7 protein-coding genes are annotated in these 14,330 nt (G+C 74.3%); 2 read left to right on the forward strand and 5 right to left on the reverse strand.

Features of this window, described 5'->3' with window-relative positions; genetic code table 11:
* Positions 1-18: 18 nt before the first annotated feature.
* From Saso_RS32815 to rpsO, 3 genes are all read right to left on the reverse strand, one after another.
* Positions 19-1,398 (reverse strand): M16 family metallopeptidase, encoded by a 1,380-nt coding sequence (locus Saso_RS32815; RefSeq protein ID WP_189928626.1) that lies wholly within the window; start codon positions 1,396-1,398, stop codon positions 19-21.
* The gene (locus tag Saso_RS32820) at positions 1,395-3,614 is read right to left on the reverse strand and encodes a polyribonucleotide nucleotidyltransferase (protein WP_189928627.1); all 2,220 of its coding nucleotides are present in this window, start codon (positions 3,612-3,614) and stop codon (positions 1,395-1,397) included. Before Saso_RS32820 ends, Saso_RS32815 begins: the two co-directional genes overlap by 4 nt.
* Before the next feature lie 458 nt (positions 3,615-4,072).
* Complete coding sequence (gene rpsO, locus Saso_RS32825; RefSeq protein WP_020128575.1) at positions 4,073-4,360, reverse strand: 30S ribosomal protein S15; 288 nt, start codon at positions 4,358-4,360, stop codon at positions 4,073-4,075.
* A 335-nt stretch (positions 4,361-4,695) separates the two neighbouring features.
* Between rpsO and Saso_RS32830 the strand changes: the two genes are divergently transcribed.
* Positions 4,696-4,989 carry a DUF397 domain-containing protein gene (locus Saso_RS32830; protein WP_189928628.1) on the forward strand — a complete coding sequence of 98 codons (294 nt, stop codon included), beginning with the start codon at positions 4,696-4,698 and terminating at the stop codon, positions 4,987-4,989.
* Between the two features lie 901 nt (positions 4,990-5,890).
* Positions 5,891-9,286 carry an SCO5717 family growth-regulating ATPase gene (locus Saso_RS32835; RefSeq protein ID WP_203833572.1) on the forward strand — a complete coding sequence of 1,132 codons (3,396 nt, stop codon included), beginning with the start codon at positions 5,891-5,893 and terminating at the stop codon, positions 9,284-9,286.
* Between the two features lie 76 nt (positions 9,287-9,362).
* Here the strand turns inward: Saso_RS32835 and Saso_RS32840 are convergent, their stop codons facing one another.
* Together Saso_RS32840 and Saso_RS32845 are read right to left on the reverse strand one after the other, a co-directional pair.
* Complete coding sequence (locus Saso_RS32840; protein WP_189928630.1) at positions 9,363-10,310, reverse strand: bifunctional riboflavin kinase/FAD synthetase; 948 nt, start codon at positions 10,308-10,310, stop codon at positions 9,363-9,365.
* 155 nt (positions 10,311-10,465) lie between these two features.
* Positions 10,466-14,218: a serine protease gene (locus tag Saso_RS32845; RefSeq protein WP_229901621.1), complete on the reverse strand. Its 3,753-nt coding sequence runs from the start codon at positions 14,216-14,218 to the stop codon at positions 10,466-10,468.
* Positions 14,219-14,330: the final 112 nt, after the last annotated feature.

Here is a 14,330-nt window from a genome sequence, read left to right on the forward strand (position 1 = left end):
GAAGGACTGCCGAAGGGGTCAGGCGACCGCGTCGTGCAGCCGGGAGGCCTGCTTGTCCTTGAGCGGGCCGATGACCGACAGCGACGGGCGCCGTCCCAGGATGTCGCGGGCGACGGAGCGGACCTCGTCCGGGGTCACCGCGGCTATCCGGGTCAGCATGTCGTCGACCGACATCTGCTCGCCCCAGCACAGTTCGCTCTTGCCGATGCGGTTCATGAGCGCGCCGGTGTCCTCGAGGCCGAGGACCGTGGAGCCCCTCAGCTGGCCGATGGCACGGCCGATCTCCTCGTCGGACAGACCGTGCTCGGCGACCTGGTCGAGTTCGTCGCGGCAGATCTTGAGCACGTCGTGCACCTGGCTCGGGCGGCAGCCCGCGTACACCCCGAAGAGGCCGCAGTCGGCGAAGCCCGAGGTGTACGAGTACACGCTGTAGGCCAGGCCGCGCTTCTCGCGGACCTCCTGGAACAGCCGGGACGACATGCCGCCGCCGAGGGCCGTGTTGAGCACGCCGAGCGCCCAGCGCCGGTCGTCGGTGCGGGCCAGGCCCGGCATGCCGAGGACGACATGGGCCTGTTCCGTCTTGCGGCCGAGCAGCTCGACGCGGCCGGAGGCGCGGATCGTGCGCCGTCCGTCGCGCGGGGCGATGGGTGCGGCGTCCGTGTTCCGGAGCGCGCCCGCCTTCTCGAAGGCCGCGCGGACCTGGCGTACGACCTTGTTGTGGTCGATGTTGCCGGCGGCCGCGACCACGAGGTGGGTCGGGTCGTAGTGCTTCTTGTAGAAGCGGCGGATGCGGTCGGCGGTGAGGGCGTTGACCGTGTCGACGGTGCCCAGGACCGGCCGGCCGAGGGGGTTGTCGCCGAACATGGTCTGCGCGAACAGGTCGTGCACGCAGTCACCGGGGTCGTCCTCGGTCATCGCGATCTCTTCGAGGATCGCGCCGCGCTCGACGTTCACGTCCTCCTCGAGGATGAGGGAGCCCGTGAGCATGTCGCAGACGACGTCGATGGCGAGCGGCAGGTCCGCGTCGAGCACGCGCGCGTAGTAGCACGTGTACTCCTTCGCCGTGAACGCGTTCATCTCGCCGCCGACGGCGTCTATGGCGGACGAGATGTCCAGCGCCGACCTGCGGTGCGTCCCCTTGAAGAGGAGGTGCTCCAGGTAGTGCGTGGCGCCGTTCAGGGAGGGCGTCTCGTCGCGGGAGCCGACGTGCGCCCAGATGCCGAAGGTGGCGGAGCGGACCGACGGGAGGGTCTCGGTGACGATGCGCAGGCCGCCCGGGAGGGTGGTCTTGCGCACGACACCGATGCCCGCCGTGCCCTTGATCAGGGTTTGGGTACGGGCGACGGCCCGCGCCTCCGAAGAGGTGCGGGCCGTCGCCTGCGAGCTGCTCGACGTCACTTGTCGGAGTCGTCCTTCGCGTCCTCGGCGGCTTCCTCGCCCTCGATCACGGGGATCAGGGAGAGCTTGCCGCGGGAGTCGATCTCGGCGATCTCGACCTGGACCTTGGAGCCCACACCGAGCACGTCCTCGACGTTCTCCACGCGCTTGCCGCCGGCGAGCTTGCGGATCTGCGAGATGTGCAGCAGACCGTCCTTGCCCGGGAGCAGCGACACGAACGCACCGAAGGTGGTGGTCTTGACGACCGTACCCAGGTAGCGCTCGCCGACCTCCGGCATGGTCGGGTTGGCGATGCCGTTGATCGTGGCGCGGGCGGCCTCGGCCTGCGAGCCGACCTGGGCACCGATGTAGATGGTGCCGTCGTCCTCGATCGTGATCTCGGCGCCGGTGTCCTCCTGGATCTGGTTGATCATCTTGCCCTTCGGGCCGATGACCTCACCGATCTTGTCCACGGGGATCTTGACCGTGATGATCCGCGGGGCGTTGGGGGACATCTCGTCCGGCGTGTCGATCGCTTCCATCATCACGTCGAGGATGTGGAGGCGGGCGTCGCGGGCCTGCTTGAGGGCCGCGGCCAGGACGGAGGCCGGGATGCCGTCCAGCTTGGTGTCGAGCTGGAGGGCGGTGACGAACTCCTTGGTGCCGGCGACCTTGAAGTCCATGTCGCCGAAGGCGTCCTCCGCACCGAGGATGTCGGTGAGGGCGACGTAGTGCGTCTCGCCGTTGATCTCCTGGGAGATCAGGCCCATGGCGATACCGGCGACGGGGGCCTTCAGCGGCACACCGGCGTTCAGCAGCGACATGGTGGAGGCGCAGACCGAGCCCATGGACGTCGAGCCGTTGGAGCCGAGAGCCTCGGACACCTGACGGATCGCGTAGGGGAACTCCTCGCGCGTCGGCAGGACCGGCACGATGGCGCGCTCGGCGAGAGCGCCGTGGCCGATCTCGCGGCGCTTGGGGGAGCCCACGCGGCCGGTCTCGCCGACGGAGTACGGCGGGAAGTTGTAGTTGTGCATGTAGCGCTTGCGGGTCACCGGGGAGAGGGTGTCCAGCTGCTGCTCCATCCGGAGCATGTTGAGGGTGGTGACGCCCAGGATCTGGGTCTCGCCACGCTCGAACAGCGCCGATCCGTGCACGCGCGGGATGGCCTCGACCTCGGCGGCGAGCGTACGGATGTCCGTGACGCCGCGGCCGTCGATGCGCTTCTTCTCCTTGATCACGCGCTCACGGACCAGCTGCTTGGTGAGCGAGCGGTACGCGGCGGAGATCTCCTTCTCGCGGCCCTCGAACTCCGGCAGGAGCTTCTCGGCGGCGAGCGCCTTGACGCGGTCCAGCTCGGCCTCGCGGTCCTGCTTGCCCGCGATGGTCAGCGCGGAGGCGAGCTCCGGGCGGACGGCGGCGGACAGCGCCTCCAGGATGTCGTCCTGGTAGTCGAGGAAGACGGGGAACTCGCCGGTCGGCTTGGCGGCCTTGGCGGCGAGGTCGGCCTGCGCCTTGCAGAGCACCTTGATGAAGGGCTTCGCGGCGTCCAGACCGGAGGCGACGACCTCCTCGGTCGGCGCCTCGGCGCCGCCCTGGACCAGCTGGATGGTCTTCTCGGTGGCCTCGGCCTCGACCATCATGATCGCGACGTCGCCGTCCTCCAGGACGCGACCGGCGACGACCATGTCGAAGACGGCGTCCTCGAGCTCGGTGTGCGTCGGGAACGCGACCCACTGGCCGTTGATCAGCGCGACGCGGACGCCGCCGATCGGGCCGGAGAAGGGCAGGCCGGCCAGCTGCGTGGACGCGGACGCGGCGTTGATCGCCACGACGTCGTACAGGTGGTCGGGGTTGAGCGCCATGATCGTGGCGACGACCTGGATCTCGTTGCGCAGGCCCTTCTTGAAGGAGGGGCGCAGCGGGCGGTCGATCAGGCGGCAGGTGAGGATGGCGTCCTCGGAGGGACGGCCCTCACGGCGGAAGAAGCTGCCGGGGATCTTGCCGGCGGCGTACATCCGCTCCTCGACGTCCACCGTGAGGGGGAAGAAGTCGAGCTGGTCCTTGGGGTTCTTGGAGGCGGTGGTGGCCGACAGCACCATGGTGTCGTCGTCCAGGTACGCCACGGCGGAGCCGGCGGCCTGCTTGGCCAGGCGGCCCGTCTCGAAGCGGATGGTGCGGGTGCCGAAGGAGCCGTTGTCGATGACGGCCTCGGCGTAGTGGGTCTCGTTCTCCACTAGCATTTTCTCCGTTACTTGTCGTCTTTCGTCCCTCGCTGCCCGTGTGGCAGGGGGACGGTGCGGAGAAGCGCTCCGTTCGGTGCGGGCCGGTCTTCGATCGAAGCACCCGGGGATCTCTTTCCCGGGGGCCACTACCGAGGACCGGCGGCGGCAGGGCGCGCTTCTCCTCGTTCGGGGTGTGTGGTGACGTTTACCCGCAGCGAGTACACGTCATCACACCGTGTCGTACGTATTGCGTTGTGCTACCACACTACAAAGGGTTCCCGACACTCCGCACGTTTCCGCGGGGCGGCAGGGTCGTACGACGGGCCCTGCCCCGGTGCGGGCCGGTTCCTGCCGGCGCCGCTCGTCGCTTGCGCGGGCCGCTCCCGAAGGGGACGGCGCTCGCCGGCGGACGGTGTGTACAGCAAAGGGAGCGGCCCCGATGTTCCGGGAACCGCTCCCCTCACGGCGTCCTACTTGGCGCCCGCCGCACCGCGGCGGATGCCGAGGCGGTCGACCAGCGCACGGAAGCGCTGGATGTCCTTCTTGGCGAGGTACTGCAGCAGGCGGCGACGCTGGCCGACCAGGATCAGCAGACCACGACGGGAGTGGTGGTCGTGCTTGTGCGTCTTGAGGTGCTCGGTCAGGTCCGAGATCCGGCGCGACAGCATGGCGACCTGGACCTCGGGGGAGCCGGTGTCGCCCTCCTTCTGGCCGAACTCCGTGATGAGCTGCTTCTTCGTAGCGGCGTCGAGCGGCACGCGTACTCCTCGTAGTCTTGGTGTGGCCATCGAGTGCCCCCGGTCTTTGTCTCGGGGGAGCTTCCGTTACTCGTATGGCGGGATCCGCTGCGCGCGGCCTCCGGAGCCTTCGGGCGGTGCCCGAGGGTGTTTCCGGGGGTGCGTACACAAACGGCCGAGAGCCAGGGTAGCAGGCCGGCACGCCGGACCTGCCCGGACGGTGCCTGCGCGCGGGGGGCAGTGTACGGGGACGAGGCCGTGCCCGAACCCGAACGGTGAACCTCTGAGCTGGGAGAACGACGGCAAGTAGGCTGACGGGACAGCTCGTTGGCACGGAGGAGAGGGTCGGAGCCGAGATGGCCGATGCCGAGGACAGGGAACTCAGGGCGCGCAAGGAGCGGGAACGGGACGAGCTGTACGCGCTCGACATCTCCGGCGTCGAGTGGCAGTGCGCGCCGGGCACGGAGGAGCACGAGGAGCGCGTCGAGATCGCCCACCTCCCGGAGGGAGCGGTCGCGATGCGGTCGTCGCTCGACCCCGAGACGGTGCTGCGCTACACGGAGGCGGAGTGGCGGGCCTTCGTCCTCGGCGCGCGGGACGGCGAGTTCGACCTGGAGCCGGCCCCCGCCGACGGTGGGGCGGGGGCGTAGACCGGGGCGGGGCTTGAGCGGGGCGCGGGGTACAGCGGGACGGGGTACAGGCGGGGCCCGGGTGGGCGACGGGCCCGGGTGGGCGACGGGCCCGGGTGGGCGACGGGCCCGGTGTCTGAGAGCGGTACCTGAGCGCGGTGGCGAGGGGCGATCGCGAAGGCGGCCCTTCGCGTCGCAGGGCGCGGACCGGTGAGCGACCGGGTCCGCGCCCTGCGGTGTCGTGCCGGGCAGCGGCCCGTGGACCGCCCCTGGACCCTGCGAGTGCTCGCGTCCGGGCTCAGGACGGCCGGGGCTGCCGGGGTCGCCGGGGCTGCCGGGGCGGTCAGGGTGGAGTGTCGGGACGGGCCTGCGGCGGGCCCTGAGTACCGAGGGTGCGGGCGGCGGCCGTCGACGCGGAACGGTCCGGCGACCCGGGGGCCGGCGGCCCGGGGGTCCGGCGACCCGGCGGTCCACGAGGCGGGCCGGGTGTCTCGCCGCGGCGCCTCGGCGAGTACGGGTGGATGGGTGTGGCGGCTCCGCCCATGGACGCCGGAGCCGGGTCCGCCGGACGCCGGTACGGAGGGGGCGGGGCGGCCGACGGGGCGTCTTCTTCCTTTACCTGCGCGGCATTTACGGCGCTATCGGTCTTTTGTCATGCGACCTGGAGGCGTACGCGGTCCTTGCGCGGGGTCCGTGGCGTGGTGGACTGGTGCCGAGGGGCGGGCGGGCCTGCCGTGGCGGGGCGTCCGATGATTAGGCTGGTACGGGGCGCGATGCCGGAAACCGCCGGACGGACGTCGGCGTCTCCCGGGGGAAGGCGGCGTCGGACCACGTCGGACGGCCTCGAACCACTCAGGACGACAGAGCAGATGGTCGCCCCGGCACGGCATGGGGGTGCTCGACCACCACACCAGGAGGAATTGTGAGCAGCGATCGGGACGGGATCCGCGGGGGCTGGGCCACACCCGGCGATGACCAGCCCGACGCCGAGTCCGCCGTCGAGACGCCGGGCGAGTTCACCATCGACTACGCGCCGCCGGCTTGGTACACGCAGAACGCGGGCGGCGGCCAGGGGCCGGTTCCCGGGACGGGCGGGCCGGGAACCCCGGGTGCGCCTGCCGCGCCGCACGCCCCGCCCGGAACGCCGGGAACGCCCGGAGTGCCCCTGCCGGAAGCGCCGTTCGCGCCCGTGGCGCCTCCCGCTCCTCCGGCGATGCCTGCCGCTCCGCCCGCCCATCCCGCTCCGGCGGCGCCCGCCGTGCCTCCGGGCGCGGGTTCCGTCGTCGTGCCGGACCTTCCGGTGGGCAGCGGATTCGAGCCCCAGCCCCAGCCCCAGCAGCATCCCGTCGAGGGCGCCTCGGAGGGCGGTTCCGGCAGCGGGGATCTGGAGAGCCCCGCCACCATGCGCTTCTCGGCGGCTGCGCTCAAGCGGGAGATCGCCGAGCACGCCTCGGCGGCGCAGGCCGCCGACGCCGAGCGGCCCGCCGAGCACGCCCAGCCCGCCGAAGCGGCCGTCCCCGGCGACGCGGAACCGGTCCCCACCCCGGCGCCGGTCGACGCCCCGGGCGTACCGGCCGGAAGCGCCGGAAGCGAAACCCCCGCCGCAGCCGCGGCGCATGAAGAGGAAGCCGCAGCCGCGGTCGACGCGACGGTGAACGACAGCGGCACCGAACCCGGACACCCGGTGGCCCAGCCTTTCGTGCCGCAGCCCCCCGCGGCCGAGCCGGAGGCCGCTGAACACACCGCCGAGGCATCCGCGGACGAGCGGTCGGCAGTTCCCGGCGACGCTGCCGTGACGGACGGCGCGACCGACGCTCCCGACGTCGTCGAGGACGCGGTCCCGCACAGCGACTCCGCCGTGGAGGAGCCCTCGGACGCCGTCCCCACGAGCGCCGCCGGATCCCAGGACGGCGTGACGCAGGACGCCGTCCCGCCCGCCGGCCCGGTCCAGGACGACGTGCCTTCGGACGCCGTTCCCGCCGCGCCGCCGGCCTGGACTCCCCCGCCGACCCCGCAGGCCGAACTGCCTCCGCTGCCGCCGTCGTACCAGCCCGCGGCGCCCGCCCCGGCGGCCCAATGGCCGGCCCAGCCGCAGCCCGTCGACGCGTCGGCGCAGCCGCCCGCCCAGCAGCCTCACGTGCAGCACCAGCAACCGCACGCGCAGCAGCCGGTGCCCCCGCAGGCGGCCCCGCCCGCGCCGGCCGCCTGGAACCCGCCGGTCCCGGAGCCCGCCCCGGTCGCACCGCAGCCGGGCTACGGCTTCCCGCAGCCCCCCGTTCCCGCACCGGCCGCTCAGCAGCCCGCCGCCCCGCAGCCCGGCTACGGCTTCCCGCAGCCCGGTGTCGCTCCGGCGCCCCCTGCCCCCCAGCCCCCCGCCAACGCCCACGCGCCCGGCGGCTACGGCTTCCCCCAGCACGCCGACGCCCCACCCGCCCCCGCGGGTTACGGCTTCCCGCAGCCGAACACCGGCCCGGCGGCAGCCGCCCCCTCCCCCGCCAACCAGCCCCAGCCCCAGCAGACGCCCCCGGCTGCCCAGCCCCAGGCCGACGCCCACGCGCCCGGCGGCTACGGCTTCCCCCAGCACGCCGACGCCCCACCCGCCCCCGCGGGTTACGGCTTTCCGCAGCCCCCGGCCCCGCAGTCGCAGCCGCAGCCGCAGCCGCAGGGCGAACAGCCTCCGGTCGTTCCGGCGCATCCCGGCTTCCCGCAGCCTGGTGTCCCGCAGCAGGCGGACGGGCAGTCCCCGGCGGCGGCCCCCCAGGGCTTCCCGCACGGGGCGCCGCAGGGCTTCCCCGGGCAGTTCCCTCCCGCCGGCGCGCAGCCGCAGGCCGAGCCCCAGCCGCAGGCGCCGCACCCCGCGCAGCCCCAGCCGCCGGAGGCGTACGTCCCGCAGCCCCAGCCGTCGGCGCCGTACGCGCAGCCGGCTCCCGCGCCCGACCCCGCGCAGGGGCCGCCGGTCCAGCAGCCCGTGGATCCCCGGGCCGGGGCCGCCTGGCCGCAGCCGATCCGGCACGATCAGCGGCAGCCGGTCAACCCCGGTGCCGCGCCGCTGGGTTACACCGCCGCCGTGGAGCTGTCGTCCGACAGGCTGCTCAACAACAAGAGGCAGAAGGCGAAGAGCGGCCGGCCGGCGGCCGCCGCCTCCCGCTTCAAGCTCGGCGGCAAGAAGGAGGAGGCCGAGCGGCAGCGCAAGCTCGAGCTGATCCGGACGCCGGTGCTGTCGTGCTACCGGATCGCCGTCATCAGCCTCAAGGGCGGTGTGGGCAAGACGACGACCACCACCGCCCTCGGCTCCACCCTCGCCACCGAGCGCCAGGACAAGATCCTCGCGATCGACGCGAACCCGGACGCCGGTACGCTCGGCCGCCGGGTGCGCCGCGAGACGGGGGCGACGATCCGTGACCTCGTCCAGGCGATCCCGTACCTCAACTCGTACATGGACATCCGGCGGTTCACCTCCCAGGCGCCGTCCGGCCTGGAGATCATCGCCAACGACGTCGACCCGGCCGTGTCCACGACCTTCAACGACGAGGACTACCGCCGGGCGATCGAGGTGCTCGGCAACCAGTACCCGATCATCCTCACCGACTCCGGCACCGGTCTGCTCTACAGCGCCATGCGGGGCGTCCTCGACCTCGCCGATCAGCTGATCATCATCTCCACCCCGTCCGTGGACGGCGCGAGCAGCGCCAGTACGACGCTGGACTGGCTGTCCGCGCACGGGTACGCCGAGCTGGTCTCCCGCTCGCTCACCGTCATCTCCGGTGTGCGCGAGACCGGCAAGATGATCAAGGTGGACGACATCGTGGCGCACTTCGAGACCCGCTGCCGGGGTGTCGTCGTCGTGCCGTTCGACGAGCACCTGGCGGCCGGCGCCGAGGTCGACCTCGACATGATGCGGCCCAAGGTCCGGGAGGCGTACTTCAACCTCACGGCACTGGTCGCGGAGGACTTCATCCGCCACCAGCAGCGCCAGGGACTGTGGACCAGCGACGGCAACCCGCCGCCGGTCGCCGCCCCGCCCATGCCGGGCCAGCAGACGCCCGGCCAGCAGGTACCGGGGCAGCCTTACCCGCCGCAGGCCGGCCAGCCGTACCCGCAGGCGCCCCAGCCGGGGCCCGGTCAGCCGTACGCCCCGGGGCAGCCGTACCCGGCGCAGCCGGGCCAGGCCTACCCGCAGCAGCAGCCGCAGCCGGGGCAGGAGCCGTACGCCCAGCCGCAGCCCCAGCCCCAGCCCCAGCCGGGATATCCCCAGCCCGGTTACGGCTATCCGCAGCACCCCCAGGCGCCGCAGCCCGGGCAGCCTCCGCAGCAGTGACGAATGCCGAAGGGCGGCCGGTGTCCGAGGACACCGGCCGCCCTTCGGCGTTCACGCCATGGACCGTGCGCGGCGGCTACCGCTGCGCCGCCACCAGCTCCTTGCAGCGCCGCACGTCGAGCGCCATCTGCTCCAGCAGCCCCTCCAGCGAGTCGAACTTCGCCTGGCCGCGCACGAAGGCGAGGAAGTCGACGGCGACGTGCAGGCCGTAGAGGTCGAGGCCGACGCGGTCGATGGCGTACGCCTCCACCGTGCGCTCGGTGCCGTCGAACTGCGGGTTCGTGCCGACGGAGATCGCGGCCGGCATGGCCTCGCCGTTCGCGTGCAGCCAGCCCGCGTAGACGCCGTCCGCCGGGATCGCGGTGTGGGGCAGGGTCTCGACGTTGGCGGTGGGGAAGCCGAGCTCGCGCCCGCGCTGCGCCCCGCGCACCACGACGCCCTCCACCCGGTGCGGACGGCCGAGGATCTCCCCCGCGCCCGCGAGGTCGCCCTCGGCGACCAGACGCCGGGTCAGCGTCGAGGAGAACGGCTGACCGCCGCCCGCCTCACCGCACAGCACCAGGTCGACGACCTCGACGTCGAAGTCGTAGACCTTGCCCTGCTCGGCGAGGAACTCGACGTCGCCCGCCGCCTTGTGGCCGAAGCGGAAGTTCGGGCCTTCGACGACCGCCTTGGCGTGCAGCTTGTCGACCAGCACCTTGACCACGAAGTCCGCCGGGGACAGCTTCGAGAACTCCGTGGTGAACGGCAGGATCAGCGAGGCGTCGACGCCCAGTTCCGCCATCAGCTCGGCGCGGCGGTGGTGCGGGGCGAGCAGCGGCGGGTGGCTGCCCGGACGGACGACCTCGCTGGGGTGCGGGTCGAAGGTGACGACGACGGCGGGCACGCCCAGTTCCCGGGCGCGGTCCACGGCGTGCCGGATGATCAGCTGGTGCCCGCGGTGGACCCCGTCGTAGGACCCGATGGTGACGACGCTGCGTCCCCAGTCCTCGGGGATGTCCTCCAAGCCACGCCAGCGCTGCACTGTGACCGCTCCTCGAACCCGTGTCCGTGTCTGTCCTTGCCTGTTACGCAGGACTAAGGGTGCCATGCCGGGTGCTTCCGGCCCGCATCGGCATGGAGGCTGTGACCCGACCCACGTGAGCCGGCCCACGTGACCCGGCCCACGCGCGCGGTGGCTCACACGGGCACCCGTGCGCCCGCCAGGTTCTCGATCGTGCGGCGGGCGGCGGGGCCGACCACTGCCGCCCACTCCCCCGGCGCCTCCGTCAGCCACTCCGTCACCCGGGCCGCGAAGCCCGGGACGTGCCGGGCCAGCTCGACCAGGCCGCGGTCGAGGCGGGTCGCGCCGTCGGGAGTGCGGACGAGGAGCAGGCCAATGCGGTGGACGAGGACGCGCAGGTCCTCGCCACGACGGCCGGCGGCCGCGTGCAGGACGGCGTCCAGGACGGCCGGCTCGCGTTCGTGGGTGAGGAGGTGCTCCAGCAGTTCGTCCCGCAGGAGGCGGGACTCCGGAAGGCCGGGCGCGGCCAGGACGCCGGCGAGTGCGGCCCGCACCTGTTCCGGGCCGCCCGCGTCGAGCATGCCCGTCACCAGCGGCAGGAGGACGGCTCTGGCGGCGGGCCCCTGGTCGAGACGCCGGTCGACATGGTCGGCCACGTGCCCGGCGGCCTCCGGTCGCCGCTCCACCGTCTCCCGGACCAGGGCGGCGACCCGTTCGGCCAGGGCGGGCGTGGTGACGTCGGCGAGTGCGCGCAGGACGGGGGCGGTGTCCGCGCGGCCGGGGCCGCACAGCCGGGCGCGGAAGGCGTCCAGGACCTGCTCGGGGTGGGTGCCCAGCGCGCCGAGCAGAACGCCCGGCGGCAGCTGCGGATCGCCGGCCGTGAACAGCCTGAGGGCGTACGGGAGGTGCCGGGGGCGGGTCTCGGGGTCGCGGACGAGGAGCGCGAGGGCGCCCCCGTGCAGGGCATGGTCGTCGGGGCGGGCGAGCAGGGCCAGGGCCGCCCGGCGCAGCAGCCGGCGGTCGCCCTCCGTCCCCGCGTGCGGGGCGGCGCGCAGGGCGTGGGTCACCGCCGCGGCCCGGCGGGCCGGACGCCCGTCGTGCGACCAGCGGTCGGCGGCCCGGCAGACCGCGGACGTCTCCTCCTCCGCCAGGACGGCGAGCAGCTCGTCGGCGCGGGGATGCGCGCAGTCCACGAGGGCCTCCGTGAGGTCGTCCGGGGCCCGGTGCCGGTGGGTGTGCAGCAGGGCCTGCGCGGCCGTCGCCACGGTGGCGTGCGGGGTGGCGGGCAGCGGCCGCTCGTCGTCGAACCAGTCGGTGAGGTACGGCTGTACGGCGGGGGCGTCGGCGGCGAGCAGCCGGGCGACGGTGTCCAGGTAGCGGGGTGTCCGCCCGTCGTACGGGCCGCCGTCGGCGAGGACCAGGCGGCGCAGGAGGTCGAGGCGGGCGTCGGGCGGCAGCGCCAGTCGCGTCCAGAACGCGGGGCCGAAGTCCACGAACCGGCCGTGCGTGCCCGCGCCTCCGCCGATCAGGTCCGCCAGGAGGCGCAGGACACCCGTGTACGGCGTGGCGTCCGGGACGCGCAGCAGGGTCCCGGTGAGCAGCCGGGCCGCCCACCAGCAGTCCGGGTCGGCGTCCAGGGCATGCATCAACTCGCGCAGCCGCAAAGCGAGTTGATGTGGCCCCTGGTGGCGGGCGAGGAGCAGCAGCGCCTGTGTGACGGGGCCGATCCGGTGGTGCGGGACGGGCAGTGGGCGCCGGCCGTCGCGCGGGCGGCGGCGGTGGACCAGGGCGCGCAGCGCCTCGTCGAGGTCCAGGTGGATGCCCTGGATCCAGTCGGCGAGTTCCTCGTGCGCGAAGCGGTAGCCGCGGCCCGCGGGGACGAGGAGGCCTTCGGCGAGGACGGCGGACGCCCAGCCGGTGCCGCCGCCGAGCCGGGCCGGCGCCTGTCCCCAGGGGAACACCGCCTCGAAGGAGGCCCGGTCCAGTTCGCCCTGTCCCGGCCCGAGGCTGCGGCGGGCGGCCTCGTGCACCTGGCCGGAGACCTTCGCCGCGAGGCGTCGTACGGCGGCGCCGCGCAGCCCGTTCCCCGCGGCCAGGCGGACGGCCACGCGCAGGCACATCAGGTCGAGGTACGCGGAGAAGACGTCGTCCCGGTCCACGGGGACCGGGCTCGGCGGGCCGGGGAGGGCGGCACGGACCTCGGAGAGCAGCCGGAGGGTCAGGGGGTGCCGGTCGTCGGGGGCGGCCAGGGCGGCTTCCGGCAGGGAGTAGCGGGCGCGGGCCTCGCGGGCCTCGTCGGGGCCGAGGTCGCCGACGCGGACGCAGGGCGGCAGCGTGTCCCCGGCCGGGGCGGCGCCGTACAGCAGCTCGGGCGGGAACTCGGCGCCCGCCCGCTCCCAGTACTCGTCCCGGCAGGCCACCACCAGCCGGATCCCCGTCTCCCGGAGCCAGTCGGCCGTGCCCTCGGTCCATTCGGCGAGCCGGTGGGCGAGTACCGGGGGCATCTCCTCGGGCCCGTCGAGGAGGAGCAGCAGGGGGCGCCCGGCGGCCTGCGCGAGGCGGGCGAGCCGCTCGGGCGTGACGTCACCGAGCCCACGGCCCCGCCCGGCGCCGCCCGCCCCCGGTCCTGGCGCCTCCGCCGAGGCGGATGCCCAGCCGGAGTGGGGTCCCGGGGCCGGTTCCTCGGGGATGCCCGCTGCGGCCGGCACCGGGCCGTGGGCGCCGGACGGCGCCGGGCGGGAGGCCGCCACGATGCGGGCCGCGCGGTCCAGGGCACGGCGGGCCGCGTCGGCGAGGGAGCCGTCCCCGTCCCTCAGGTCGGCGCCGCGCAGCCACAGGGTGGGGGCCGGCCGGGCTCCTCGGGCGCGGCGCGCGGCGAGCGCCGCCAGGGCCGTCGTACGGCCGCTTCCGGGGGCTCCCACGAGGGCGAGGACGGTCGCCGGGCCTGCGGCGAACGCCTCGAACTCCCGGGTGAGATCGTGCCGTTCGACCGGCTCGACGGCGGCGGGGCACCAGCCGGGCCCGGTACGGCCGGGGTGTCCCGGGAGCGCCTCGGGCGGGCCGTCCGAAGCGACCGAGGTGGCCGTCAGTGCCAGGAGGCCCGCGAGGTTCAGATCGGCTCCGTACGCGGGCACGGTGGCCGCGTTGCGGGCGAGCAGCTCGGCGAGCGGCCCGTCGGCACAGGCGCCCGCCGCCACCCCGGCCGCCCCGCCGTGATCGGTCCACTCGTCGCAGGGGCCGCCGGGACGCAAGGGGACCGCGAAGCCGGCGTCGCGGTGGCCGGAGCGGAGCGCCGTGCCGAGGACGGCGACGACCGCGCCCGTCCCGGCGTCGAGGACCGGACCTCCCGCCGCGCCCCCGCCCGGCCGCAGCGCGTCCCGGCCCGCCGTGCCGATCGCCAGCTCCAGGGCGTTGCCGAGGGGGTGGAAGCGGTCCCGGGCCGCGTACGTCACGGGGGTACCGGCGAGCACCCGGGCCTCGCGCCAGCAGCCGGCGAGCAGCCGGACGTACCTGCCGGCCTCGACGCCGTCGCGCACGGTCACCGGGAGAGGGTCCACGTCGAGGCCCTCGGTGCGGACGAGCGCAAGGTCGAGTCCGGGGAGGGGGGTCACCGCGGCGGCGGTCACCACGCAGCCGCGGTCACCGCCGTCGCCGTCGGCGCACAGGACGAGCCGGGCCAGGCCGTCGACCGCCTCGTGGCTGGTGATCACCGTGCCGTGGTGGTCGGCGACGAAGCCGGTGCCGCGCGGCCGGCCGGCGAGGTCGCGGACACGGACGAGGCCGGTGTCGCCCAGGGTGTCGAAGGACGCGTCGGGAGTCGGACGGGGAGCGTCCGCGTCCCCCGGGGACACGTCGTGCAGGGACAGGTATTCCGGGGACGCGTGTCCCGGAGATCCGTACCCCGGTGTCCGCGGGCCTCGTCCCGCCATCGCGCACCTCCCGCCCCACCCGCCTGTCCGGTCTACGACGGTAGGGGCGGGGTGATCAGCGGGACAGAACGCGGTGCGAACGCGCCCCCCTGCACTCCCTCGGTTCACTCCG

The organism is Streptomyces asoensis (assembly GCF_016860545.1).
Lineage (GTDB): Bacteria > Actinomycetota > Actinomycetes > Streptomycetales > Streptomycetaceae > Streptomyces > Streptomyces asoensis.